Consider the following 24,202-nt stretch of genomic DNA (forward strand, 5'->3'; position numbering starts at 1 on the left):
GAGCGGTTCTGCGCTCCATGAAAAGCAGAACCGCTTTTTTTAAAGCCTGAAAATGAAGAACCCGCCGGATCGCTCCGGCGGGTTCTTCAATTCAAAGGCGGATGCGAAGCTTATTCGCCGCCGCGGTTTTTCAGGGCTGCGCCGAGAATGTCGCCGAGCGAAGCGCCGCTGTCGGACGAACCGAACTGGGCAACGGCTTCCTTCTCTTCCGCAATCTCCAGAGCCTTGATGGACAGCATGATCTTGCGGTCCTTCTTGGAGAAGTTGGTGACGCGGGCGTCGAACACCTGGCCGACCGAGAAACGCTCAGGGCGCTGCTCGTCGCGGTCGCGGGCGAGGTCGGCGCGACGGATGAAGGAAGTGATGTCCTCGTGATTGACGAGCTTCACTTCGACACCGCCGTCGTTGACCGCGATCACTTCGCAGGAAACGACTGCATTCTTGCGCAGGTCGCCGGAAGCAGCGGCGTCGCCGACTGCATCCTTGCCGAGCTGCTTGATGCCGAGCGAGATACGTTCCTTCTCGACATCGACGTCGAGAACGACGGCCTTGACGACGTCACCCTTGTTGAACTCCTCGATGACCTGTTCGCCTGGACGGTTCCAGTCGAGGTCGGAGAGGTGCACCATGCCGTCGACATCGCCGTCGAGGCCGATGAACAGGCCGAATTCGGTCTTGTTCTTGACTTCGCCTTCGACTTCAGTGCCGGCCGGATGGCTGCGGGCGAATGCTGCCCACGGATTTTCCAGCGTCTGCTTGAGGCCGAGCGAAATACGGCGCTTGGACGGATCGACTTCGAGAACGACGACTTCGACTTCCTGGCTCGTGGACAGGATCTTGCCGGGGTGAACGTTCTTCTTGGTCCAGGACATTTCCGAGATGTGGATCAGGCCTTCGATGCCCGGCTCCAGCTCGACGAATGCACCGTAGTCGGTGATATTCGTGACGGTACCGGAAATCTTCTTGCCTTCCGGATACTTGGCCTGGATGCCATCCCACGGATCGCTTTCGAGCTGCTTCATGCCGAGCGAGATACGGTGGGTTTCCTGGTTGATGCGGATGATCTGAACCTTGACCTGCTGGCCGATGTTCAGGATTTCCGACGGATGGTTCACACGGCGCCATGCCATGTCGGTGACGTGCAGCAGGCCGTCGATGCCGCCGAGGTCAACGAACGCACCGTAATCGGTGATGTTCTTGACGACGCCGTCGACAACCTGGCCTTCTTCGAGGTTCTGAACGATTTCAGAACGCTGCTCGGCACGGGATTCTTCCAGAACCGTACGGCGCGAAACCACGATGTTGCCGCGGCGCTTGTCCATCTTGAGGATTTCGAAGGGCTGCGGGTTGTGCATCAGCGGGGTCACGTCGCGGATCGGGCGAATGTCGACCTGAGAACGCGGCAGGAAGGCGATCGCACCGTCGAGGTCGACCGTGAAGCCGCCCTTGACCTGGTTGAAGATCACGCCTTCGACGCGCTCGCCAGCTTCGAACTTGGCTTCGAGCTTGACCCAGCTTTCTTCGCGGCGAGCCTTCTCGCGCGACAGAACGGCTTCGCCAAGCGCGTTTTCGATGCGCTCGACATAAACTTCGACTTCGTCGCCGACCTTCAACAGGCCGTCCTTGGCGCGCGCGCCGAATTCCTTGAGCGCGATGCGGCCTTCAACCTTCAGGCCGACGTCGACAACGGCGACGTCCTTCTCGATGCCCGTGACGATGCCCTTGGTGACATAGCCTTCGGCCAGGTCGTTCTTGGCAAAGGACTCTTCGAGAAGAGCCGCGAAATCCTCGCGGGAGGGGGTAGCTACTGACATAAAATCTCCTGCGTGTCCTGAAACGGAAGCGGACACGTATGCGCCGGTTGGTTTGCGTTGAACGGGCCTGAACCCAGTCCGCCCTCTCTGACGAAGGCAATCCGGCGCTTGGACGGAATTTCAGGCTTGCTGTATTAGAAGCGATCCATGCTCAGAGCACGCAAAATCGCTTGAATTTAGGCATTTCGGCTCAAGACCGCATCGATGATCGATTGAGCAGCTTGAAACGCGGCCTCTATACTCATTTCCGACGTATCAAGCAAGTGCGCATCATCAGCTGGTTTCAAAGGGCTGTCGGCCCGTCCCATGTCGCGTTCGTCGCGCCGCTTGACGTCCTCGAAGATCGCATCGAAATCCGCCGTCAGGCCTTTGCCGAGGATCTCGTCATAACGGCGTCTTGCGCGGACTTCCGGCGACGCCGTTACATAGAATTTCACCGCCGCATTCGGGCAGACGACCGTGCCGATATCGCGCCCATCGAGCACGGTTCCCGGCGCTTTCGTCGAAAACCGTCGCTGCGCCTCCACCAACGCCCGGCGCACCGCCGGCATCACGGCAATCCTCGAGGCGGCTTCGCCGATCTCATGTTTGGAAAGTATATCGCGATCCAATCCAGCGAGTTCAACCTCTCTTGCGATCTTTTCCGCCACCGCCTCGTCGTCGAGCGGCAGGCCGGCATCGAGCAGCGCCTTGGCCGTGGCGCGATAGGTCAGGCCGGTATCCAGATGATGGAAGCCGTATTGGTCGGCGATGCGGCGTGAAAGCGTGCCCTTGCCGGCCGCCGCCGGGCCATCGATGGCGATGGTGAAGGTCTCGTTTGTCATACGATCAATCCTGCGGCAGCACGTGGAAACGGCGAAAGCGTTTGTCTTCGCGGACATGCGGCAGCTGGCACATCATTCCGCCACCAGCTCGATCTTCGCTCCAAGGCCGGTCATCAGCTGCATGAATTCCGGAAAACTGGTCGCGATCATCGCCGCGTCGTCGATCGTCACAGCATGCTCCGAGGCAAGCCCCAGGACAAGGAAACTCATGGCGATGCGATGGTCGAGATGCGTGCTGACCCTGCCGTCGGCAGCGTTACCGAGGCCCTTGCCGTCTGGCCGGCCGCGCACGATGAGAAAATCCTCGCCTTCGTCGCAGTCGACGCCATTCAGCTTTAGGCCATCGGCGACGGCGGAAAGACGGTCGGACTCCTTGACGCGCAGTTCCTCCAGCCCCTTCATGACCGTCGCGCCCTCGGCGAAACAGGCGGCGACGGCGAGGATAGGATATTCGTCGATCATCGACGGCGCGCGATCTTCGGGAACGGTGACGCCCTTGAGCTCGGAATGGCGCACGCGCAGATCCGCCACGTCCTCGCCGCCGGCAAGACGTGCATTCACCACCTCGATATCAGCGCCCATCTCCTGCAGCGTCAGGATCAGCCCCGTGCGGGTCGGGTTCATCAGCACGTTGACGATGGTGATGTCGGAGCCGGGAACAATCAGCGCCGCAACCAGCGGGAAGGCGGTGGAGGAGGGATCGCCCGGTACGTCGATCACCTGGCCCGCCAGCTTGCCGCGGCCTTCGAGCCGGATCGTGCGGACGCCATCCCCGTCCGTCTCGACGGAAAGGGCGGCGCCAAAACCCTGCAGCATCTTTTCGGTATGGTCGCGCGTCATCACCGGCTCGATGACCGTGGTGACTCCCGGCGTATTGAGACCGGCAAGCAGTACGGCCGATTTCACCTGGGCGGATGCCATCGGCACGCGATAGCGGATCGGGCTCGGCGTTCCCGGGCCTCTGAGCGTCACCGGCAGCCTGTCGCCTTCGGATGCGCTGACCTGCACGCCCATTTCGCGCAGCGGATTGAGCACGCGGCCCATCGGCCGTTTCGAAAGCGAGGCGTCGCCGATGAAGGTCGAGTGAAAGTCGTAAGTGCCGACGAGGCCCATGGTCAGCCGCACGCCGGTGCCGGCATTGCCAAAATCGAGCGGCGCGTCAGGCGCAAGCAGCGCACCGTTGCCGGTGCCCTCGATCACCCATTGCGCGCCTTCTTTGCGAATCCTGGCGCCCATCGCCTGCATCGCCCGGCCGGTATTGATAACGTCCTCGCCTTCGAGCAGGCCGGTGATCCGGGTTTCGCCGGAAGCAAGCCCGCCGATCATGAAGGAACGATGCGAGATCGATTTGTCGCCCGGAATACGGACGCTGCCCGTAAGACCGGCGGATTTGCGGGCGGTGGCGGGCTTTGACGCGGAGCCGTTCAGCATGACGCAATCCTTTGCAAACGCAGTCTATTTTCGCCGCAAGACGGGCTTGGCCGGTCGCAATTCCCGTCCGCTTCTGCAGCTGTTGCGGCTCGTTAACATAAACGTGCCGGGCGGTCATCCGTCGGCTTGCCAAAAACCCGGCGCTCCGATCGCAAAGTTTGGCTTTGACATGGGAAGCCACAGCGATTAAGGGGACCGGCTTATAAATTCCGATGGAACGCCGGCTTGAACGGCATCTGCCGAATCTCATATTCGGCTATTCACACGAGGCTCATAGTGGCGAAAGCGGAACTTGGAACCAAGCGTACCGATCCGGAAACCGGCAAGAAGTTTTATGATCTGAACCGGGATCCGATCGTCTCTCCTTATACCGGCAAGTCCTACCCTCTGTCCTTCTTTGAAGAAACCTCGGCGATCGCCGAAGTTGCCGAAGAAGACGAGGTCGCGGAAGTCGATACTGAAAACACCGAAGTCGAACTGGTTTCGCTGGAAGATGCCGATGACGCCGCCAGCGGCGACGACATCCCCGATATCGGCGATGACGATGTCGAAATCGAAGGCGATGACGACGACGATACCTTCCTCACACCCGACGAAGATGACGATGATGACGACATGAGCGACATCATCGGCGTGACCGGCGACGAAGACGAAGTCTGAGACCGCATTTCGGCCCGGCGAGGAAAAAATTCTCCGGGCCGCATTTTTTTAGGCTTGCTATCTCCGGAATCCGGAAGTAATAAGCCGCCACTCCGAAGGCGCACGCCTTGAGGAACATCCCAGGACCGGCCCTGAGCCGGACCACCTTGATGGGGCTATAGCTCAGCTGGGAGAGCGCTTGCATGGCATGCAAGAGGTCAGCGGTTCGATCCCGCTTAGCTCCACCACCCTACGCTCTTCGAGCTTCGGCTCGGCAAGCCGGAAGGATTGACGGGACGAGGGCGAGAAGGGAAGCGGAGGCTGCCGCGCCGAAGTTGCGAAGCAACGTAGGCGGGCTATGATCCTTCCATGAACTACGTCTACATTCTCCATAGCACTGAATTTCCGGATCGCTATTACGTAGGCGTGACGAGTGACCTAAAGTCGCGTCTGGCAAAGCACAACGCTGGCGAGGTTTCGCATACCTCGAAGTACCTCCCTTGGTCTCTCAAGACCTATCTCGCTTTCTCCGATGAAGCGCAGGCCTTCGCTTTCGAGAAATATCTGAAGTCGGCTTCAGGCAGAGCTTTCGCAAAGATAAAGACTCTAGCCGCCCCCTTCAATTCCGGCAGGACGCTCCCGCAGCCGCCCGATCAGACAATTGCAACTCGACCGACCGGGTCGCGCGTTAGATTGACGTAAACGCCCCCATCCCCTTCCGATCACCTTTGCCAATTCCTCAATAGGACGATGTATGTTGGTTGCCGCAACCTCAGCGATTCGGCTCCAGGACCTTCAACCAATGACCAGATCAAGACGCCGCCGCATCATCCGTACCCGACGAACCCTGACCGGGCTCGCCCTTGTCGGCTCGATCTCGTTTCTGGCCGGCATGACCGATGCGACCGGTCTTCTGCTGACCGGCGATTTCGTCTCGTTCATGACGGGCAACACGACGCGGGCCGCACTGGCCTTGAGCGAGGGCAATCTTTATCACGCGGCGGTCCTGATCTGCGCCATCGTCGTTTTCGTGCTTGGCAATGCGGCAGGCATCGTCATCTCCCATATCTCGCAACGCCGCATTTTCGTGGTGCTTGGCTGCGTCGGGCTGGTTCTGGCGCTCGCCTCGATGATGACGGTGCAGAACATGCTGTTCGCACGGTTCTACATGATAGTCTTTTCCATGGGCATGGTGAACGCTGCCGTCGAGCACATTGAAGGCCTGCCGATCGGGCTGACCTATGTGACCGGCGCCCTGTCGCGCTTCGGCCGCGGCATCGGCCGCTGGATCATCGGCGATCGTCGTGTCGAATGGACGATCCAGATCGTGCCCTGGGGCGGCATGGTGCTCGGCGCGATCGCCGGGGCCGTCCTGACACGGCTAACGGGCGCACATGCGCTGTGGCTGGTCTCCCTCTTCGCCATGGTGCTTGCACTTGCCGCCATGCTCATCCCTCGGCCGCTTCAGCGCCGCTTCAATCAGAAGGTCGCACCGAGCGGATCGGCCATCACGCGCGCGAAATAAAACCGTCGCATTCCTGTCACCGTCGAATCGGATAGGAAGGATCGCCGCCAATCCTCAAGGAGTGGGTCTTGTTCCTGATTTCGAAGCTTGTCTGGATTTTCGCGCAGCCGCTGTCGCTGGCATTCTTCCTCGTCTTCCTTGCCCTGCTTGCCGGCCTTCTGCGCTGGCGTACCTTAAGTATCCTCGGCGCAGCTGGTTCGGCCCTCATCCTCTTCGTCACGCTCTACACCACGGCCGGCAACCTGCTGATGCAGGGTCTCGAGCAGCGCTTCGCAAAGCCCGCCGCCGATCCCGATAGCCTGCAATGCATGATCGTGCTCGGCGGCGGCTTCGAAAACGAGGTGAACACGGCGCGCCACGGCATAGAATTCAATGGTGGAGCCGATCGCTTCATCGAAGCCCTGCGGCTGGCGCAGAAATTTCCGCAGTCGCGCATTCTGGTGTCGGGCGGCGACGGCTCCATTTCCGGCATCTATGAAGGCGACGCGGCGGCATCCGAGCGCTTCTTCCCGCTCTTCGGCGTCGGCAGGGATCGCCTGATCGAGGAGAGGCAATCGCGCACGACCTTCGAAAACGCCGTCAACACCAAGGAATTTCTGGCAAGCCAGGGCCTTTCCAATTGCCTGCTGATCACCTCGGGTTTCCACATGCCGCGCTCCGTCGGCATCTTCCGCAAGCTCGGCATCGATATCGTGCCCTGGCCGACCGATTATCGCACTGACGGTCAGGTGAGGCTGGGGCTCGATTTCACTCAGCCGAGCCTCAATGCGCAAAACCTGGCGACGGCGATCCGCGAATGGTACGGCCTGGTCGGCTATTATCTCGCCGGCCGCACGTCGGAGCTTTATCCGAGCTGAGAGCTATTTCTTCGAGATGGTGACGAATTTCGTGCCGCGGACGCGTGCCGTCACGATGCAGGGATCACCTTCGGTGCGGTCGCAGAAGCGCGGATGCATCTTCATCGCCAACACCATGTTGCCGAAGCGCTGGACGAAATCGTAGCCATAGATTTGCGCCGTCGCGATCATGAAATAACCGCCTTCGGCAACCTGCAGGTAGAAATTATAGGTACAGCCGTCGTCATTGCATTGCGGCCCCTTCTGCCCGTCGCAGGTCAGCTGGCCCTCGTTGACCACCGCGTCGATCAGGCCGTCATTGTTGATGTCCTGCCGGATGATGAAACCATCGGCAAATTCGGCCGTCTTGCACTGCTCCTGGAAATGTTTCTTCTCGTAGATCTCAGGGTCGGAGATCAGCGATTGCTGACTGAGGGCGACAGCCGGCATGGCAAGCAGCAGGACGATATTCAGAACGGCGAGCACCAGCGTTTTCACGGCTTTCCTCTTTTGGATAAAGGCTCTGTGGCCCAATGCATGTCGCCAAAAGTGTGCAGCGGTTCTAGGACAACGACATGCATCACGTAAAGACCTTAGCTTTATGGCGCCGCCGCCTTGCGCCGCCCTTGCCGCCGTGGTTCTTTCGATAAAACGTCTGCCGGTTTCGGGGTTCGCATGTCCTTGCTCGTCTATCTCGATTATGCCGGCATTGCGCTGTTTGCCGCAACAGGCGCACTTGCCGCCTCGCGCAAGCAATTGGACCTGATCGGTTTTTTGTTTTTTGCCATGGTGACGGGAACGGGCGGCGGCACCGTGCGCGATATCGTGCTCGGCCGCGTGCCGGTCTTCTGGGTGCTGAACCCCGCCTATATCCTCGTCTGCTGCATCGTGGGCGTCATGGTCTTCTTCACCGCCCATCTGCTGGAATCGCGCTATCGCCTGCTGATCTGGCTGGATGCGATCGGCCTTGCCGCCTATTGCGTGATCGGTGCTGCCAAGGGCCTCGCCGCCACCGGTTCGCCTACCATCGCGATCGTCACCGGCACGCTGACGGCGACCTTCGGCGGCATCCTGCGCGATCTGATGGCAAACGAGCCTTCGGTGTTGTTGCGGCCGGAAATCTACGTGACTGCAGCCCTTATCGGCGCCGGCGTGTTCACGCTCGCCAATGGGCTCGGAATGCAGCTCTATCTGGCGTCTGCCTGCGGCGTCGTGGCGGCCTTTGGGGTGCGCGGTGGAGCCCTGTGGTTCGGCTGGACGTTCCCAACCTACAGGCACAAGCCTGGCCGGCATCCCGACGATGTCATGTGAAGCGACATGCATAAAAATAAAGATCTAAAGGGCATCGCATGAGGCCGATTCGGCGCGACGCGCTTTAGAGGCGTCGTCAGCCCTGCTTCGCCCGCAGGCGGATCACCACGTCGACATGGGCGATCTCCATGCCCTCAGGCGGTTCCGGCAGATTGGCGATCGTCAGGTTGCTGACGGGAATGTCGAGCACCTCGTTATCGCCTTCGACGAAGAAATGGTGATGGTCGGAAACATTGGTGTCGAAATAGGTCTTGGCGCTCTCGACGGCGAGAACTCGAATGAGACCGGCTTCCGTGAACTGATGCAGCGTGTTGTAGACGGTTGCCAAGGACACCGGCACGCCGGCGGCAACCGCCTCTTCATGCAGTTCCTCGACGGTCAAATGCCGGTCGCCCTTGGCAAACAGGAGGTCGCCGAGCGCGACGCGCTGGCGGGTGGGGCGCAGGCCTGCACCGCGCAGCCTTACCTCTATTGCGATCGGGAATGCACCCGTCATCAAAACCAACTCCGGTTATTCTGGCATAAAGCAATCATGTTTCTTTAAGGGGTATAACTTTTGCATCGGAGCCTTTCAATAGTTCAATGGGGACAGGAGCCTGATAAACGCGGCAAAAACGGGCTTTTGACGCAAATAGGTCTGGTCCCGGCCCTAGCCTTCCTGTATGCGACCACCAAATAATGGCGCAAGCCTGGTCCGGGGAGATGAATGAAGCTGCCTTGCTTGTGCTTCATTTTCTGAAGAACTTGGACTACACGTTCACATCCATCGGCTTGATGCGGGGGGAAAAGAAACTTTATGACGACCAGACAGTCCAGCTTCTCGTATGAAGAACTCATCGCTTGCGCACATGGCGAGCTGTTCGGGCCCGGCAATGCACAGCTGCCTCTGCCGCCCATGCTGATGGTTCACCGCATCACGGAGATTTCCGAAACGGGCGGCACCTTCGATAAGGGCTACCTCAGGGCGGAATATGACGTTCGCCCGGATGACTGGTATTTTCCCTGCCATTTCGAAGGCAACCCGATCATGCCGGGTTGCCTCGGTCTCGACGGCATGTGGCAGCTGACCGGTTTCTTTCTGGGTTGGCTCGGCGAAGAAGGCCGCGGCATGGCGCTTTCAACAGGCGAAGTGAAATTCAAGGGCATGGTCCGGCCACAGACGAAGCTGATCGAATATGGCATCGACTTCAAGCGTGTCATGCGCGGCCGTCTGGTCCTCGGCACCGCCGACGGCTGGCTAAAGGCGGACGGCGAGACCATATATCAGGCGGCCGATCTTCGCGTCGGTCTATCGAAAGACAAGACGGCCTGAAACCGCATTTCGAGCGGCTGACGAAAACAACAAAGGTTTGATCAGATGAGACGGGTAGTTGTCACAGGTCTGGGTGTCGTGTCCTCGATCGGAAACGACGCGGCCGAAGTCACCGAATCCTTGCGACAGGCAAAGTCGGGTATCTCCTTTTCGAGCGATTTCGCCGAACATGGGTTCAAGTGCCAGGTCTGGGGCAGTCCGAAGCTCGGTTCGGCCGAACTTGCCGAACTGGTCGACCGCCGCGCCATGCGTTTCCTGTCGCAGGGCGGCGCCTGGAACCATGTCGCCATGAAGCAGGCACTTGCCGATTCCGGCCTGGAAGAGAAAGACTACGCTCAGAACGAGCGTACCGGCATCATCATGGGATCTGGCGGTCCGTCCACCCGCACCCTGATCGAAGCCGCCGAAATCACCATCAAGAACAACAGCCCGAAGCGCATCGGCCCCTTCGCCGTGCCGAAGGCGATGTCCTCGACTGCATCGGCCACGCTCGCCACCTGGTTCAAGATCCACGGCGTCAATTATTCGATCTCGTCGGCCTGCTCGACCTCGGCGCATTGCATCGGCAACGCCGCCGAGATGATCCAGTGGGGCAAGCAGGACGTGATGTTTGCCGGCGGCCACGAAGATCTCGACTGGACGATGTCCAACCTCTTCGACGCCATGGGCGCCATGTCCTCCAAGTACAACGACACGCCGGACAGCGCCTCGCGCGCCTATGACGTCAACCGGGATGGTTTCGTCATCGCCGGCGGCGCGGGCGTGCTGGTGCTTGAGGAGCTGGAACGCGCCAAGGCCCGCGGTGCCAAGATCTATGCCGAAATCGTCGGCTACGGCGCAACTTCAGACGGCTACGACATGGTCGCCCCCTCGGGCGAAGGCGCTATCCGCTGCATGCGCCAGGCGCTCGCCACCGTCAAAGGCGATGTCGACTACGTCAACACCCATGGCACGTCGACGCCGGTCGGCGACAGCAAGGAAATCGGCGCCATCCGCGAAGTATTCGGCTCGAAGATCCCGCATATCCAGTCGACCAAGTCGCTGACCGGCCATTCGCTTGGCGCTGCCGGTGTGCAGGAATCGATCTACTCCCTGCTGATGATGCAGCAAGGCTTCATCGGCGAAAGCGCCCATATCACCGAGCTCGATCCCGAATTCGAAGGCGTACCGATCGTGCGCAAGCGTATCGACGACGCCAAGATCGACATTGCCCTCTCCAATTCCTTCGGCTTCGGTGGCACCAACGCCACGCTCGTCTTCCAGCGCTATAACGGATAATAATAATATGACGGGAATCATGCAGGGTAAGCGCGGGCTCGTCATGGGCGTCGCCAACAACCACTCGATCGCCTGGGGAATTTCAAAAGCTCTCGCCGCACAGGGTGCGGAACTCGCCTTCACCTATCAGGGCGATGCGCTCGGCAAGCGCGTCAAGCCGCTTGCTGCCGAGGTCAACTCGGATTTCGTCCTGCCCTGCGACGTCGAGGACATCGCCTCGGTCGATGCCGTCGTCGACGCGATAAGCGAGCGCTGGGGCAAGCTCGATTTCATCGTCCATGCCATCGGCTTTTCCGACAAGAACGAGCTGAAGGGTCTCTACGCCGATACGACGCGTGAGAATTTCAGCCGCACCATGGTCATTTCCTGTTTCTCCTTCACCGAGATCGCCAAGCGCTGCGCTCCGTTGATGGAAGATGGTGGTGCGATGCTGACGCTGACCTATAATGGCTCGACGCGCGTCATCCCGAACTACAACGTCATGGGCGTCGCCAAGGCAGCGCTCGAGGCTTCGGTGCGCTATCTCGCCGCCGATTACGGCCCGCGCGGCATCCGCGTCAATGCCATTTCCGCCGGCCCGATCCGCACGCTTGCCGGCGCCGGCATCTCCGATGCGCGCGCGATCCTCTCCTGGAACCAGCGCAATGCGCCGCTGCGCAAGACCGTGACCATCGATCAGGTCGGCAGCTCGGCTCTCTACCTGCTTTCCGACCTTTCCTCGGGCGTCACCGGCGAAGTCCATTTCGTCGACGCCGGCTTCAACGTCACCTCCATGCCGACGCTGGAAACGCTGCGCAAAGCGGACGTCGAATAAACACTATTCGATGGAAACTCAAAGGCCGTGCGCAGATGATGCGCACGGCCTTTTTCTCGGTAAGAATGATCGTATCGAGGCCTTGAGCCTATTTCTTCGCCCAGAGAACCTTGAACCGGGCGTTGCGGCAGGTTTCGCCGCTTTCCCTGAAATTCGCCGCCAGAACCGGCTCGTAAGGCAGGCCGCGATTGGCGACGAGCATCAGGCGGCCGCCACCGCGAAGGGCGGATGCGGCAGTCTTGATCATTGCCTGGCCGAGCGCCGGCTCGGCCGCGTGCCCCTCATGGAAGGGCGGGTTCATGATGATGAGATCGTATTTATCCTTGACCGGCTCACCCGCCAGATCGTGCCAGAAGAAGCGCGCAGGCGCGTTCGGGCAGTTCTTAGCCAGATTATCCCTGGCAGCCTCCAAAGCCGCGTGATCGGCCTCGTAGAGGTCGAGGCGCGTCAGTCCAACCGACTTCCGCGCCATCTCGACGGAGAGATAGCCCCATCCGGCACCGAAATCCGCGACGTCGCCGGTGAAATCCTCAGGCAGGCGCGAGGTCAGCAGCTCCGATCCGGCATCGATGCGGTCATGCGAGAACATGCCGGCGGTTGCATTGAAACGGCCGTCGACGCGCACAGGCGCCTTTGCCAGCTTGGAGATAATCTCGTCTGCATCCGCCGGCCGGCCGAACCAGAAGGCGACACCATGATATTTCGGCATATAATCGACGGCGAGATTGAAACCTTCCATCCGCTTGCGCAGCGGCTGGATGCCGTCTTCCTTGGCGCCGGCAACGACGATCAGGCCGCCGAGCCGCGTGCGGGCGATCGCCGCGGCGAGATTGGCCTCGTTCTCGCCCTTGTGCTTGGTGCAGAGCACGAGAGCGGCATCGTAGTCCTCGCCGTCGATCTCCGGCTTGGCTTCGATCCGCTGGGCCAGTAGCTGCCGATAGAGCGGCCGGAAGCCCTGGACGGCGCTGAGCGAGGCAGCAAAGCCTTCCGGCAGCGCAAAGCCCGCCTCGGCGCCGAGGAAGAGCACGCGCTCGCCCTCGCCGGGCGCCGCGACTGTGCCGCTGGCAAAGGGATGGAACAGGGTCTTCAGCGTCTCGCTGCTCATGGTCTCGTCTCGTCTTCTCATACAAAAAAGGGCGCGGAAGCATTCCCGCGCCCGATAGCAAATTTGGAAGGCGGCTTATTCGGCCGCTTCTTCCTTCTTCTTCTCGTTCGGGATTTCCTGGCCGGTGGCCTGGTCGACGACCTTCATCGACAGGCGAACCTTGCCGCGTTCGTCGAAGCCGAGCAGCTTGACCCAGACCTTGTCGCCTTCCTTGACGACGTCCTGGGTCTTGGCAACACGCTCGGAAGCGAGCTGCGAGATGTGGACGAGGCCGTCACGGGCGCCGAAGAAGTTGACGAAGGCGCCGAAGTCGGCGGTCTTGACGACCGTGCCTTCGTAGACCTGGCCGATTTCAGGTTCGGCAACGATCGAGTGGATCCACTTGCGGGCCGCTTCGATTTCCTTGCCCGAAGACGAGGCGATCTTGACGGTGCCGTCATCCTCGATGTTGATCTTCGCGCCGGTCTTTTCGACGATTTCGCGAATGACCTTGCCGCCGGAGCCGATGACTTCACGGATCTTGTCGACCGGGATGTTCATGACTTCGATGCGCGGAGCGAATTCGCCGAGCTGGCCGCGGCTTTCGGTGATCGCCTTGGACATTTCGCCGAGGATGTGGACACGACCGCCCTGGGCCTGGCCAAGGGCGACCTTCATGATCTCTTCGGTGATACCGGTGATCTTGATGTCCATCTGCAGCGAGGTGATGCCGTCGGCGGTACCGGCGACCTTGAAGTCCATATCGCCGAGGTGGTCTTCGTCACCGAGAATGTCGGACAGGACAGCGAAGCGATCGCCTTCCAGGATCAGACCCATGGCGATACCGGCAACCGGCTTTGCCAGCGGAACGCCGGCGTCCATCAGAGCGAGTGAGGTACCGCAGACGGTCGCCATCGAGGACGAGCCATTCGACTCGGTGATCTCGGAGACGACGCGCAGCGTGTAGGGGAACTGCTCAGGCGTCGGCAGCATCGGACGGATCGCGCGCCATGCGAGCTTGCCGTGGCCGATTTCGCGGCGACCCGGGGAGCCCATGCGGCCGGTCTCGCCAACCGAGTAGGGAGGGAAGTTGTAATGGAGCAGGAAGCGCTCCTTGTACATGCCCGTCAGGCTGTCGACATACTGCTCGTCTTCGCCGGTGCCGAGCGTGGCAACCACGATCGCCTGGGTTTCGCCGCGGGTGAACAGCGCCGAACCGTGGGTGCGTGGCAGAAGGCCGACTTCCGAAACGATCGGACGGACGGTTTCGAGGTTGCGACCGTCGATGCGGCTCTTGGTGTCGAGGATGTTCCAGCGGACGATCTTCGCCTGCAGGTGCTTGAAGATCGCGCCGACTTCCTCGGCCGTGTACTTGGCTTCGCCTTCCTCGGGGAGGAAATGCGCCTTCACCTTCGCCTTGACGGCGTCGACGGCGGCGTAGCGATCAGCCTTCTGAGTGATCTTGTAGGCATTGCGCAGTTCACCTTCGGCAAGGCCGAGCATTTCGCTTTCGAGCGCGGAATAGTCTGCCGGCTGGAAGTCGCGCGGCTCCTTGGCGGCCACTTCGGCGAGCTTGATGATCGCGTCGAGAACCGGCTGGAAGCCCTTGTGGCCGAACATGACGGCGCCGAGCATGACGTCTTCGTTAAGTTCCTTGGCTTCGGATTCCACCATCAGCACGGCGTCATAGGTGCCGGCGACGACGAGGTCGAGGCTCGATTCGTCCATCTCGTCGAGATGCGGGTTGAGAACGTATTCGCCGTTGATGTAGCCGACGCGCGCACCGCCGACGGGGCCCATGAAGGGAACGCCGGACAGCGTCAGCGCAGCCGAGGTGGCAACCATCGACAGCACGTCGGGATCGTTTTCGAGGTCATGCTGGATAACGGTAACGACAACCTGCGTGTCGTTCTTGTAGCCCTCAGGGAACAGCGGGCGGATCGGGCGGTCGATCAGGCGGGAAACCAGGGTTTCCTTCTCGCTCGGACGGCCTTCGCGCTTGAAATAGCCGCCGGGGATCTTGCCGGCCGCATAGGTCTTTTCCTGGTAGTTGACGGTGAGCGGAAAGAAGTCCTGGCCGGCCTTCGGCGCCTTGGCCGAGACGACGGTGGCGAGAACGACGGTTTCGCCGTAGGTGGCGAGAACCGCGCCGTCGGCCTGACGGGCGATCTTGCCGGTTTCGAGCTTCAGCGGGCGGCCGGCCCACTCGATTTCCACTGTGTGTGTATCAAACATGTCTTGTCCTTCAATGCGGGAGCACGCGCCATCGCCGATATCAAGGCGCAGCGCACAGTCGACCGCAATCAATGTGACGTATCACGGGCAAGACAACGGGAGGCTTTTCATCCTCGGTTTCCTCAGGCGTTCCTGAGAAACCGGGCCAAAGCTCATTGACAAGCCTTGGCCGAAAGCATCCGGCAATCCTGCCCCATGACAGGTCAACGGTTGGTTTGGCAGAACCGGCCCATCCGGGTCTGCCGGTCTTTCCACCGCTAAAAGATAGGGCGCGGCTGGAACATTTCATCGGGAACGTCGTCCCGAAACAGATCCGGCGGGCGCTCGGAAAGCGCCCGCCGGACAATCTTAGCGGCGGATACCCAGGCTGGTGATCAGCTTGGAATAGCGGCCTTCATCCTTCTTCTTGAGATAATCAAGAAGCGAGCGGCGGCTCGAAACCATCGTCAGCAGGCCACGGCGGGAATGGTTATCCTTCTTGTGGTCCTTGAAGTGTTCGGTCAGGTTGTTGATGCGTTCGGTCAGGATCGCGACCTGGACTTCCGGAGAACCGGTATCGCCTTCAACGGTCGCATATTCCTTGATCAGCGCAGACTTGCGCTCAGCAGTGATCGACATCGGGTGATCCTTTCTAAGAGGAGGAGATAAAGTCGCCAAAAGCCGGGATGTCGTCCAGCTTTGGCCGTGAATGCGAGCAGGCAAACCTGACGCTGGCGCTGCCTATAAACCAAATAAGCCGCGATGGAAAGAGGGGAGCGCCCGCAGCGGTTTTCAACGGCCCGCCATGGCGTCCCGGATCATCGCATCGTAACCCGTGGGATCCTGCAGCATGGCGAAATGGCTGGCGTCTTTCAGGATCACGAGCTTGGCGCCCGGAATGTCTTTCGCCATCATTTCCGTATGGTCGAGCTTCACCGCCTCGTCATGGTCGCCGATGGCGAGCGTGACCGGCACCGCAATCTTTCCAAGATCCGCTGCCGTCCATGCCGGCTGGGTCTCCCACATGTGGGAAATCTGTGTCACGAAGGCCTCGTACTCGTTCGGCGTCGGCGACAGTTTCCTGTAATATTCGCCGGCGACGTTGATGTAGTCGTTGAAGGTCTTGTTGTTCATCACGTCAGCCTTGACGCCGTCGGTCGTGACGTTGGCTGCCTGGGCAATGACGCGCGTCAGCTTTTCCGGATTTTTCATCGCCATGTCGATGCCGATGATGCCGCCATCCGACCATCCCACAAGTGTCACCTTGTCGATCTTCAGATAGTCGAGAAGGGCGACGTAATCAGACGTCATCAGATCGTAACCGAAGGGTTGCTGGCTGCGCGTCGAACGCCCATGTCCGCGGCTGTCGGCAACAATGACCAGATGATCCTTGGCAAAATCGGCGACCTGGTGACCCCAGACGTCGGCATTTCCAAGACCGCCATGAATGAACAGGATGGGGTCGCCTTCGCCGTATTCGGCGTAATACATCTTGATGTCGTTCACCTCGGCCATGCCGCTCGTCTTTGCCACCGGCATCGAAGGAAAGGCCGGGAGCTCGGCCCAGCGCTCGGCCGATCGAGCGCCGGCGGCGGCGAGAAACATCGAAAAGAACGTCAGGATTCCGATAGCAGTTCCGCGCATAATCTTTCCCTCTGTCGGGCCCCCATGGCCCCTCGGGCCGCTATGGCGGCCCGACAGGGAAGATATCGCATCGCTACCGCCTGACAATCGCTGTCTTGTCAGAAAGCCAGATAGGCTCAGGCGAAAACCCGCTTCGGGCGGAACTCGCCCTGGCCGATCTCGCCGATCGCGATCAGCTTGCCGCGGGCCGTCGCATAGGCTTCGCTTTCGGCAACCGGCGCATCGCGGCCACGCACCAGGATCGGGTTGCCCATCTTCAACCGGTGCGCCTGGTCGTCGTTGATGACGAGATGGGGCAGGGAGGATAGCGCTTCGCAGGTGTCGATCAGCAGCGCGTCGAGGGCCGCCAGGCGCTCGTCCATATCCTCGATCGCCTCCAGTGCCACGAGATCCGCGAGCGGCACCATGGCCCCTTCCGCAAAAGGCGCGACGAAGGTGCGCCGCAGCCCCGACACGTGGCCGTAGCAGCCGAGTTCGCGGCCGAAATCGCGTGCCAGCGCCCTGACATAGGTACCCTTGCCGCATTCCACTTCGAAATGCGCGCTGTCGGCGTCCGGGCAGGCGAGCAAGGTCAGCCGGAAAATATCGACCTCACGCGAGGGGATTTCGATGGTTTCACCTTCGCGCGCCAGATCATAGGCGCGTTCACCTGCGATCTTTATAGCGGAAAACTGCGGCGGCACCTGGCTGATAGTGCCGATATATCCAGGCAGGATATCGCGAATCTGCTGTTCGCTCGGACGTTTGTCCGAACTCTTGGTCACGTCGCCCTCGAGGTCGTCGGTCGCCCGCTCCTCGCCCCAGCTCACCGTGAATTCATAGATCTTGCGGCCGTCCATCACATAGGGAACGGTCTTTGTCGCGTCGCCGAGCGCGATCGGCAGCATGCCGGAGGCGAGCGGATCGAGCGTGCCAGCATGACCGGCCTTCTCAGCCTTATAGAGCCACTTGATCTTGGAAACGGCTTCCGTCGAGCCGAAATCCACCGGCTTGTCGAGGATTAACCAGCCGGAAATCGGCCGGCCCTTGGGTTTGCGTGGTTTGGACATGCGTCTCTTCTGTTTATTGTTCGTCATTATCGCCGTCGAGGTCGCGGCTCACCTCGGGCGAACGCAGCAGCTCGTCGATCTTCTTGTAGTTGTCGAAGCTGGTATCGTCGCGGAAGCGTACCTCCGGCATGTATTTCATCTGCCGAAGCTGCGGTCCGAGCCGGCCGCGGATGAACCTCGCATGGCGGTTCAGGGCCTCGATGACGATGCTGTGGTCGGAAACGCCGAGCGGCGTCACGTAGGCGGTGGCGATCTTGAGGTCCGGCGACATGCGCACTTCCGAGACCGAGATCACGGTCGCCTCGATGACGTCGTCACGCACTTCGCCGCGTTGCAGTACCTGGGTGATAGCGGCGCGAACCTGTTCGCCAATGCGCAGCATGCGCTGCGAAGGCGCGGAAGAAGTTGGTCTGGTCATTGTTATCTCTATTTGCCGATGCGGCTGGGAATCGAACCCGTCAAAGGAGAGCGTCCATGACTCTTTTGGCCGAAAAGGTCAAGTCGGCAGGAACCCGAAAGCCATCCGCCGGCTGGCGGATGGCTTTCGGAAAAGTTCAGGCGCAGCAGTTTAGAGCGTGCGCGTGATGTGCTCGACGCGGAAGCACTCGATGACGTCGCCGGCGCGCATGTCCTCGTAGTTTTCGAAGGCCATGCCGCATTCCTGACCCATAGGCACTTCGGACACTTCGTCCTTGAAGCGCTTGAGCGTCTTGAGCTTGCCTTCGTGAACGACGACGTCGTTGCGGATGAGGCGGACGCCGGCACCACGTTCGACCTTGCCTTCGACGACACGGCAGCCCGCGACCTTGCCGACCTTGGTGATGTTGAACACCTCGAGGATCTCGGCGTTGCCGATGAAGGTTTCGCGCCGTTCCGGAGACAGGAGGCCCGACATCGCTGCCTTCACGTCATCCACGAGGTCGTAGATGATGTTGTAGTAGCGGATTTCGATGCCTTCGCGCTCGGCGAATTGGCGTGCCTGCGTATTCGCACGAACGTTAAAGCCGATGATGGCCGCGTTCGAGGCTTCGGCGAGCGAGATATCCGACTCGGTGATACCGCCGGCGCCCGAATGGACGATGCGGGCACGAACTTCGTCGGTGCCGAGCTTCTCCAGCGCGCCGGCAATCGCTTCGATCGAGCCCTGCACGTCACCCTTGATGACCAGCGGGAACTCCTTGATGCCGACGCTCTGGCGCTGCATCATCATCTGTTCCAGCGAACCGCGCTGTCCCGACTGGCGGGCAGCCGCCTTATCGCGGGCCAGACGCTGACGATATTCCGAGATTTCGCGGGCGCGGCTTTCGCTTTCGACGACGGCGAACTTGTCGCCCGCCTGCGGCGTGCCGGAAAGACCGAGAACCTCGACCGGCGTTGCCGGGCCGGCTTCCTTCACATGGTCGCCCTTGTCGGTGACGAGAGCACGCACGCGGCCCCAGACGTCGCCGGCGACGATGATCTGGCCTGGACGCAGCGTACCCTTCTGGACGAGCACGGTCGCGACCGAACCACGGCCACGATCGAGCTGGGCTTCGATGACAGTGCCTTCCGCGGTCCGGTTCGCATTGGCCTTCAGATCGAGAATTTCCGCCTGCAGCAGGATCGCCTCGAGCAGCTTGTCGAGATTCTTGCCGGTCTTGGCCGAAACCTCGACGTCAAGCACTTCACCGCCCATGGATTCCACGAAGACTTCGTGCTGCAGCAGCTGGTTGCGGACCTTCTGCGGATCAGCCTCGTGCTTGTCGACCTTGTTGATCGCCACGATGATCGGAACACCGGCCGCCTTGGCGTGGTTGATCGATTCGATCGTCTGCGGCATCACGCTGTCGTCGGCTGCGACGACCAGGATCGCGATGTCGGTCGCCTGCGCACCGCGGGCACGCATTGCCGTGAAGGCGGCGTGGCCGGGCGTATCGATGAAGGTGATCTTCTGACCGTTCTGCTCCACCTGATAGGCGCCGATATGCTGCGTGATGCCACCGGCTTCGCCGGAGACCACGTTGGCGTGGCGGATGGCGTCGAGCAGCGAGGTCTTGCCGTGGTCGACATGGCCCATGATGGTAACGACGGGTGGGCGCGAAACCAGTTCGCCATCCTCGTCGGACACGTTGAAGATGCCGAGTTCGACGTCGGATTCCGACACGCGCCTGACCGTATGGCCGAATTCGCCGGCGATGATTTCGGCAAGGTCGGCGTCGATGACGTCGCCCGGCTTCATCATCTGGCCTTCCTTCATCAGGTACTTGATAACGTCGACGGCGCGTTCGGACATGCGCTGCGACAGTTCCTGAATGGTGATGGTCTCGGGCAGAACCACCTCGCGGGAGATCTTCTCGCGGGTTTCCTGCATCTGACCGCGGCGGAACTTCTCCTGTCGGCGACGCATCGCCGAGAGCGAACGACCGCGGGCATTATCCTCGCCGTCGACGTTGGCAGTGGTGATCGTCAACTTGCCGCGACGGCGCTCTTCATCCGTCTTCGGACGCGTGGTGACCGGCTTTGCGGGTTCCGGGCGAACGACGCGGCCACGGACCGGACCGCCGCGCGCTGCGCCACGATCGTCTTCTTCCTTTTCGTCGCGACGGCCGCGAACGGCGCCGGGGACGGCAGCGCCGGGTGCCGGACGGGCAGCAGGTGCTCCAGCCGCGTCGGGCCGGCGTGCGGCCGGCGCCGACGATGCGGGCTGCGGCGGCCGTGGCGCGTCGGTGCGTGCTTCGGCCGGAGCCGGTTCTGCGGCTGCGGGTTCAGCAACAGCGGGTGCCTCAGCCTGCCGGATAGCCTCTTCAGCGGCCCTGCGGGCAGCTTCTTCCGCTTCGGCTGCCTTGCGGATAACCTCTTCGGCGGCACGGCGCTTTTCTTCCTCGGCGCGGCGGATCGCATCCTGGGCGTCACGCGCCTGTGAGTCGGCAAGCGCGCGGCGGCGGGCGTCCATCTCTTCCGGCGACAGATGGTTCAGCACCACCGGGCGCGGGCGATCGTTCTGGCGCGGCGGCTGGTGGGACTGCTGCGGCGGACGCTGGTTCGTCTGGTTGTTGTTGCCCTGCTGAACCCGCGGAGCCGGCGTCGGCTGCTGCGGACGCGCCTGCACGGGTGCGGGCGCCGGTTCGGCTGCGCGCACGGGGGCCGCTGGAGCGACGGGCGTAATCGGCTTTTCGTCTTCCGGGCGCATCGGGCGCCGCTTACGGGTCTCGACGACGACCGCCTTGGTGCGACCTCGACCCATATCCTGGCGAACGGTGCCCTGGCTCATCCCCGATGGTTTCAGGGTGAGTGTCTTTTTGCCCGCTACGCTGATTGTCTTGTCGTCGTTACTATCGGTCATTCGTTCCCGTTCCTTCGGACAGGGAGCGATGACTAGATCAGACCCTGTCGTTCAATACTGTCGATCAATGAGGATGGGACCGGCCGATGCCGGTGACCGCCTCATTGTTTTAGCCGGCCAGCGCCGCCCGCTGCCCGGGACTGACCGCCAATACGGTACTGTTCGAGCATCTTTGCGCGCTTCACTACACCTTCACCCGCCTGCCCTGCAAGCACTGCGGCATGGATAAAAGCATTCTGGCCCATCAGGCCTTCCATTTCGCTCTCCGAGAAGAGACGGAAGGAAGGTATCTCCTCCTCGGTCTCCATTCCGAGGTGCCAGGCCTTGCGGGCCTGGTCGATTTTCCGGACGCCGTCGTCCGCTGCACCAGTCGAGTGGAACACCGCAAGGGCTGCTCCGCTTCTGACCGCGGCATCCACTTTCGAGGACCCGCTGACGAACTGGCCGGCTTTCCGCGCCATGTTCATCATCTGCATCAATTGCGCCGCGAGCAGCCGGTCGACACTCTCGCCGAGATCGTCCGCCGCCTTTACATCCGTCTTCAGCGCGCGGGCGAAGAGCTTCTTCGCCACCGCCCTGTCGACCAGCGACCGGTCGATCTTCACCCAGCATCCGCGTCCCGGAAGCTCGCGCTTCAGATCGGCGACAACTGTTCCATCGGGAGCGGCGACGAAGCGGATCAGCTCTTCCGGCGATCCGCTTTCGCGCGTCACGATGCACATGCGTCCGTTCACGTCATAACCTGCAAGATCGTCGTCCTCGAGAGGAGCGTCCGGTTCATGCGCGGTCATCATGCTTCTTGTTCGGCTTCGGTGACCTCTTCTTCGGTCCCCTTCGCCAGGTCCTCTTGCGTGATCCAGCCAGCCGAAAGGCGGGCCTGGACGATCATCTGTTCTGCTTCAACGCGCGAGACGTCGAACTTCGAGAACAGGCCCTCGAACTTCTTCGTTTCGCCGTTCTTGCGCTCCGACCAGCCGACGAGATCGTCGGCAGCGCAGCCGGCAAAGTCCTCGATCGACTTGATGCCATCTTCGCCGAGCGCCACCATCATCTGGGCGGTCATGCCGTTGATTTCACGCAGTTCGTCCTGGACACCGAGCGCCTTGCGCTTCTCGTCCATCTCGGCTTCGAGACGCTCGAGGAATTCGCGGGCGCGCTGCTGGATTTCCTGCGCCGTCTCCTCGTCGAAACCGTCGATCGAAGAGATTTCGTCGAGATCGACATAAGCCAGTTCTTCGACAGCGGCAAAACCTTCCGAAGCCAGAACCTGGCCGACCATCTCGTCGACGTCGAGCGAATCCATGAACAGGTTGGTGCGCTCGTTGAATTCCTTCTGGCGGCGTTCCGATTCCTCGGCCTCCGTCATGATGTCGATATCCCAGCCGGTCAGCTGCGAAGCGAGGCGGACGTTCTGGCCGCGGCGGCCGATCGCAAGCGACAGCTGCTCGTCGGGAACTACGACTTCGATACGCTCGGCATCCTCGTCGAGAACGACCTTGGCGACTTCGGCCGGCTGCAGAGCGTTGACGACGAAGGTCGCCGGGTCTTGGCTCCACGGGATGATGTCGATCTTTTCGCCCTGAAGCTCGCCGACGACGGCCTGAACGCGTGAGCCGCGCATGCCGACGCAGGCGCCGACCGGATCGATCGAACTGTCGTTCGAGATCACCGCGATCTTGGCGCGCGAACCCGGATCGCGGGCGACCGACTTCACCTGGATGATGCCGTCGTAGATTTCCGGCACTTCCATGGTGAAGAGCTTCACCATGAATTGCGGATGCGTGCGCGACAGGAAGATCTGCGGGCCGCGCTGCTCGCGACGGACATCATAGACATAGGCACGGACGCGATCGCCATAGCGGACATTTTCGCGCGGAATCATTTCGTCGCGGCGGATGATGCCTTCGCCACGGCCGAGATCGACGATGACGTTGCCGTATTCGACGCGCTTGACGGTACCGTTGACGATTTCGCCGACGCGATCCTTGAATTCGTCGAACTGGCGGTCGCGCTCGGCTTCACGCACCTTCTGCACGATCACCTGCTTGGCCGACTGTGCGGCGATGCGGCCGAAATCCATCGGCGGCAGCGGATCGGCGATGAAATCGCCGAGTGCGGCGTCCGGGTTGCGGTCGCGGGCCAGCTCCAGCGGGATCTGCGTCGAATAATCCTCGGCCTTCTCGACGACTTCGAGCAGGCGCTGCAGGCGGATTTCACCGGTCTTCGGGTTGATGTCGGCCCGGATGTTGGACTCGGTGCCGTAACGGGAGCGTGCCGCCTTCTGGATGGCATCGGCCATTGCGGCCAGCACGATCTCGCGGTCGATGACTTTTTCGCGCGCCACTGCATCTGCGATCTGCAGAAGTTCGAGCCGGTTCGCACTGACTGCCATTGTCTTGTTTCTCCGTCTTTACTCCAGGGGTCCCGTCCCTGGAGCGGTCTGTTGATCGGTTATTCTTCGTCGTCCGCTTCGTTCTGGTTGGCGGCCTGGGCTTTCGCCAGCTTGTCGGCGCGCAACGCGTCGCGGATCAGGTCGTCGGTCAGAATGAGCTTCGCATCGCTAAGCGCCGTGAAGGGAATGGTGACCTTCTGCTCTTCCCCATAGGCGATCTGGTCACGCTCGAGCGTGAAACCATCTGTGCCTGCTTCGACGATCTTGCCGCGGAAGCGCTTGCGATTGTCGATCAGGATCGACGTCTCGCATTTCACAAGGTGGCCCTGCCAGCGGACGAAATCGGATTTCCGCACCATCGGACGGTCGATGCCGGGCGAAGACACTTCCAGATGATACTCTTTATCGACCGGATCTTCCACATCGAGGACGGGAGAAATCGCCATCGAGACTTCTTCGCAATCCTGAACCGTCATTGTGCCGTCGTTGCGTTCGGCCATGACCTGCATCGTCGCACCGTTCTGGTTCATCATGCGGACGCGGATAAGCCGGAAGCCCAGGTCGACGAGAACGGGTTCGATGATATCGGCAAGACGCTGGTCGAGCCCGGTTTCGGTAATCAGCCGCGGCTCACGTTCATTGTCTGCGTTTGTCAGATCCGACAAGCGGTGCGCTCCTCGCAATTTCATGCTTTTTCGGCGATCGCGGTAATA

Annotated in this window: 22 protein-coding genes, 1 tRNA gene and 1 pseudogene; 9 read left to right on the forward strand and 15 right to left on the reverse strand. The window is 61.1% G+C overall.

Annotated elements, in window-relative coordinates; all coding sequences use genetic code 11:
* Positions 1-110: 110 nt before the first annotated feature.
* From rpsA to aroA, 3 genes are all read right to left on the reverse strand, one after another.
* Positions 111-1,814, reverse strand: coding sequence for a 30S ribosomal protein S1 (rpsA, locus tag RL_RS00565; RefSeq protein ID WP_003544285.1), 1,704 nt, complete (start codon positions 1,812-1,814; stop codon positions 111-113).
* Positions 1,815-1,990: 176 nt separating this feature from the next.
* On the reverse strand, positions 1,991-2,638 hold the full coding sequence (gene cmk, locus RL_RS00570; RefSeq protein ID WP_011649930.1) for a (d)CMP kinase: 648 nt from the start codon (positions 2,636-2,638) through the stop codon (positions 1,991-1,993).
* Positions 2,639-2,710: 72 nt separating this feature from the next.
* Entirely contained in the window at positions 2,711-4,069 is a 1,359-nt protein-coding gene (aroA, locus tag RL_RS00575; RefSeq protein WP_011649931.1) for a 3-phosphoshikimate 1-carboxyvinyltransferase, read from the reverse strand.
* A gap of 276 nt (positions 4,070-4,345) precedes the next feature.
* Here aroA and RL_RS00585 point away from each other — a divergent pair, with 276 nt between their 5' ends.
* The 5 genes and pseudogenes from RL_RS00585 to RL_RS00605 all read left to right on the forward strand — a co-directional run bounded on the left by RL_RS00585 (position 4,346) and on the right by RL_RS00605 (position 7,090).
* Positions 4,346-4,729 (forward strand): TIGR02300 family protein, encoded by a 384-nt coding sequence (locus RL_RS00585; protein ID WP_011649932.1) that lies wholly within the window; start codon positions 4,346-4,348, stop codon positions 4,727-4,729.
* Between the two features lie 151 nt (positions 4,730-4,880).
* Positions 4,881-4,956, forward strand: a tRNA-Ala gene (locus RL_RS00590).
* A 121-nt stretch (positions 4,957-5,077) separates the two neighbouring features.
* Positions 5,078-5,305, forward strand: a pseudogene (locus RL_RS00595) (GIY-YIG nuclease family protein); the annotation flags it as partial.
* A gap of 205 nt (positions 5,306-5,510) precedes the next feature.
* A complete protein-coding gene (locus RL_RS00600) occupies positions 5,511-6,233 on the forward strand; it encodes a YoaK family protein (RefSeq protein ID WP_011649934.1) in 723 nt (240 codons plus the stop codon).
* A gap of 68 nt (positions 6,234-6,301) precedes the next feature.
* Entirely contained in the window at positions 6,302-7,090 is a 789-nt protein-coding gene (locus RL_RS00605) for a YdcF family protein (RefSeq protein WP_011649935.1), read from the forward strand.
* A gap of 3 nt (positions 7,091-7,093) precedes the next feature.
* Here the strand turns inward: RL_RS00605 and RL_RS00610 are convergent, their stop codons facing one another.
* Positions 7,094-7,567, reverse strand: coding sequence for a hypothetical protein (locus tag RL_RS00610; protein ID WP_003544300.1), 474 nt, complete (start codon positions 7,565-7,567; stop codon positions 7,094-7,096).
* Positions 7,568-7,744: 177 nt separating this feature from the next.
* Here RL_RS00610 and RL_RS00615 point away from each other — a divergent pair, with 177 nt between their 5' ends.
* Entirely contained in the window at positions 7,745-8,380 is a 636-nt protein-coding gene (locus RL_RS00615; RefSeq protein ID WP_011649937.1) for a trimeric intracellular cation channel family protein, read from the forward strand.
* Positions 8,381-8,456: 76 nt separating this feature from the next.
* Here RL_RS00615 and irrA read toward each other — a convergent pair whose 3' ends face one another.
* Positions 8,457-8,876 carry an iron response transcriptional regulator IrrA gene (gene irrA, locus RL_RS00620; RefSeq protein WP_041936121.1) on the reverse strand — a complete coding sequence of 140 codons (420 nt, stop codon included), beginning with the start codon at positions 8,874-8,876 and terminating at the stop codon, positions 8,457-8,459.
* Between the two features lie 300 nt (positions 8,877-9,176).
* On the opposite strand from irrA, the gene fabA reads away from it, so the two are divergent.
* Genes fabA through fabI form a run of 3 tightly spaced genes read left to right on the forward strand, consistent with a single transcriptional unit; the run spans position 9,177 to position 11,784 of the window.
* Positions 9,177-9,692 (forward strand): 3-hydroxyacyl-[acyl-carrier-protein] dehydratase FabA, encoded by a 516-nt coding sequence (gene fabA, locus RL_RS00625; protein WP_011649939.1) that lies wholly within the window; start codon positions 9,177-9,179, stop codon positions 9,690-9,692.
* Between the two features lie 45 nt (positions 9,693-9,737).
* The gene (gene fabB, locus RL_RS00630) at positions 9,738-10,970 is read left to right on the forward strand and encodes a beta-ketoacyl-ACP synthase I (protein WP_012759646.1); all 1,233 of its coding nucleotides are present in this window, start codon (positions 9,738-9,740) and stop codon (positions 10,968-10,970) included.
* Between the two features lie 7 nt (positions 10,971-10,977).
* On the forward strand, positions 10,978-11,784 hold the full coding sequence (gene fabI, locus RL_RS00635; protein WP_011649941.1) for an enoyl-ACP reductase FabI: 807 nt from the start codon (positions 10,978-10,980) through the stop codon (positions 11,782-11,784).
* An 88-nt stretch (positions 11,785-11,872) separates the two neighbouring features.
* Here fabI and RL_RS00640 read toward each other — a convergent pair whose 3' ends face one another.
* The 10 genes from RL_RS00640 to rimP form a co-directional block, all read right to left on the reverse strand.
* Positions 11,873-12,889 carry a class I SAM-dependent methyltransferase gene (locus RL_RS00640; protein WP_011649942.1) on the reverse strand — a complete coding sequence of 339 codons (1,017 nt, stop codon included), beginning with the start codon at positions 12,887-12,889 and terminating at the stop codon, positions 11,873-11,875.
* Positions 12,890-12,964: 75 nt separating this feature from the next.
* Entirely contained in the window at positions 12,965-15,103 is a 2,139-nt protein-coding gene (gene pnp / locus RL_RS00645) for a polyribonucleotide nucleotidyltransferase (protein WP_011649943.1), read from the reverse strand.
* Positions 15,104-15,451: 348 nt separating this feature from the next.
* A complete protein-coding gene (gene rpsO / locus RL_RS00650) occupies positions 15,452-15,721 on the reverse strand; it encodes a 30S ribosomal protein S15 (protein WP_003544317.1) in 270 nt (89 codons plus the stop codon).
* Between the two features lie 153 nt (positions 15,722-15,874).
* Positions 15,875-16,726, reverse strand: coding sequence for an alpha/beta fold hydrolase (locus RL_RS00655; protein WP_028743603.1), 852 nt, complete (start codon positions 16,724-16,726; stop codon positions 15,875-15,877).
* 116 nt (positions 16,727-16,842) lie between these two features.
* The gene (truB, locus tag RL_RS00660) at positions 16,843-17,775 is read right to left on the reverse strand and encodes a tRNA pseudouridine(55) synthase TruB (protein WP_011649945.1); all 933 of its coding nucleotides are present in this window, start codon (positions 17,773-17,775) and stop codon (positions 16,843-16,845) included.
* Between the two features lie 13 nt (positions 17,776-17,788).
* Positions 17,789-18,193, reverse strand: coding sequence for a 30S ribosome-binding factor RbfA (rbfA, locus tag RL_RS00665; protein WP_003544322.1), 405 nt, complete (start codon positions 18,191-18,193; stop codon positions 17,789-17,791).
* A 150-nt stretch (positions 18,194-18,343) separates the two neighbouring features.
* On the reverse strand, positions 18,344-21,097 hold the full coding sequence (gene infB, locus RL_RS00670) for a translation initiation factor IF-2 (RefSeq protein ID WP_011649946.1): 2,754 nt from the start codon (positions 21,095-21,097) through the stop codon (positions 18,344-18,346).
* A 101-nt stretch (positions 21,098-21,198) separates the two neighbouring features.
* A complete protein-coding gene (locus tag RL_RS00675) occupies positions 21,199-21,891 on the reverse strand; it encodes an RNA-binding protein (RefSeq protein WP_011649947.1) in 693 nt (230 codons plus the stop codon).
* Positions 21,888-23,489 carry a transcription termination factor NusA gene (nusA, locus tag RL_RS00680; RefSeq protein ID WP_011649948.1) on the reverse strand — a complete coding sequence of 534 codons (1,602 nt, stop codon included), beginning with the start codon at positions 23,487-23,489 and terminating at the stop codon, positions 21,888-21,890. Before nusA ends, RL_RS00675 begins: the two co-directional genes overlap by 4 nt.
* Before the next feature lie 59 nt (positions 23,490-23,548).
* Positions 23,549-24,154: a ribosome maturation factor RimP gene (rimP, locus tag RL_RS00685; protein ID WP_003544329.1), complete on the reverse strand. Its 606-nt coding sequence runs from the start codon at positions 24,152-24,154 to the stop codon at positions 23,549-23,551.
* Positions 24,155-24,202 lie beyond the last annotated feature (48 nt).

This window comes from Rhizobium johnstonii 3841 (genome assembly GCF_000009265.1).
GTDB classification, from domain to species: Bacteria; Pseudomonadota; Alphaproteobacteria; order Rhizobiales; family Rhizobiaceae; genus Rhizobium; species Rhizobium acaciae.

What these genes read in the sequence shown, in the direction of transcription:
- rpsA (WP_003544285.1), bottom strand. Translation starts at nt 1,814, where the DNA reads ATGTCAGTAGCTACCCCCTCCCGCGAGGATTTCGCGGCTCTTCTCGAA.
- cmk (WP_011649930.1), bottom strand. Translation starts at nt 2,638, where the DNA reads ATGACAAACGAGACCTTCACCATCGCCATCGATGGCCCGGCGGCGGCC.
- aroA (WP_011649931.1), bottom strand. Translation starts at nt 4,069, where the DNA reads ATGCTGAACGGCTCCGCGTCAAAGCCCGCCACCGCCCGCAAATCCGCC.
- RL_RS00600 (WP_011649934.1), top strand. Translation starts at nt 5,511, where the DNA reads ATGACCAGATCAAGACGCCGCCGCATCATCCGTACCCGACGAACCCTG.
- RL_RS00615 (WP_011649937.1), top strand. Translation starts at nt 7,745, where the DNA reads ATGTCCTTGCTCGTCTATCTCGATTATGCCGGCATTGCGCTGTTTGCC.
- irrA (WP_041936121.1), bottom strand. Translation starts at nt 8,876, where the DNA reads ATGACGGGTGCATTCCCGATCGCAATAGAGGTAAGGCTGCGCGGTGCA.
- fabA (WP_011649939.1), top strand. Translation starts at nt 9,177, where the DNA reads ATGACGACCAGACAGTCCAGCTTCTCGTATGAAGAACTCATCGCTTGC.
- fabB (WP_012759646.1), top strand. Translation starts at nt 9,738, where the DNA reads ATGAGACGGGTAGTTGTCACAGGTCTGGGTGTCGTGTCCTCGATCGGA.
- fabI (WP_011649941.1), top strand. Translation starts at nt 10,978, where the DNA reads ATGACGGGAATCATGCAGGGTAAGCGCGGGCTCGTCATGGGCGTCGCC.
- RL_RS00640 (WP_011649942.1), bottom strand. Translation starts at nt 12,889, where the DNA reads ATGAGCAGCGAGACGCTGAAGACCCTGTTCCATCCCTTTGCCAGCGGC.
- pnp (WP_011649943.1), bottom strand. Translation starts at nt 15,103, where the DNA reads ATGTTTGATACACACACAGTGGAAATCGAGTGGGCCGGCCGCCCGCTG.
- rpsO (WP_003544317.1), bottom strand. Translation starts at nt 15,721, where the DNA reads ATGTCGATCACTGCTGAGCGCAAGTCTGCGCTGATCAAGGAATATGCG.
- RL_RS00655 (WP_028743603.1), bottom strand. Translation starts at nt 16,726, where the DNA reads ATGCGCGGAACTGCTATCGGAATCCTGACGTTCTTTTCGATGTTTCTC.
- truB (WP_011649945.1), bottom strand. Translation starts at nt 17,775, where the DNA reads ATGTCCAAACCACGCAAACCCAAGGGCCGGCCGATTTCCGGCTGGTTA.
- rbfA (WP_003544322.1), bottom strand. Translation starts at nt 18,193, where the DNA reads ATGACCAGACCAACTTCTTCCGCGCCTTCGCAGCGCATGCTGCGCATT.
- infB (WP_011649946.1), bottom strand. Translation starts at nt 21,097, where the DNA reads ATGACCGATAGTAACGACGACAAGACAATCAGCGTAGCGGGCAAAAAG.
- RL_RS00675 (WP_011649947.1), bottom strand. Translation starts at nt 21,891, where the DNA reads ATGATGACCGCGCATGAACCGGACGCTCCTCTCGAGGACGACGATCTT.
- nusA (WP_011649948.1), bottom strand. Translation starts at nt 23,489, where the DNA reads ATGGCAGTCAGTGCGAACCGGCTCGAACTTCTGCAGATCGCAGATGCA.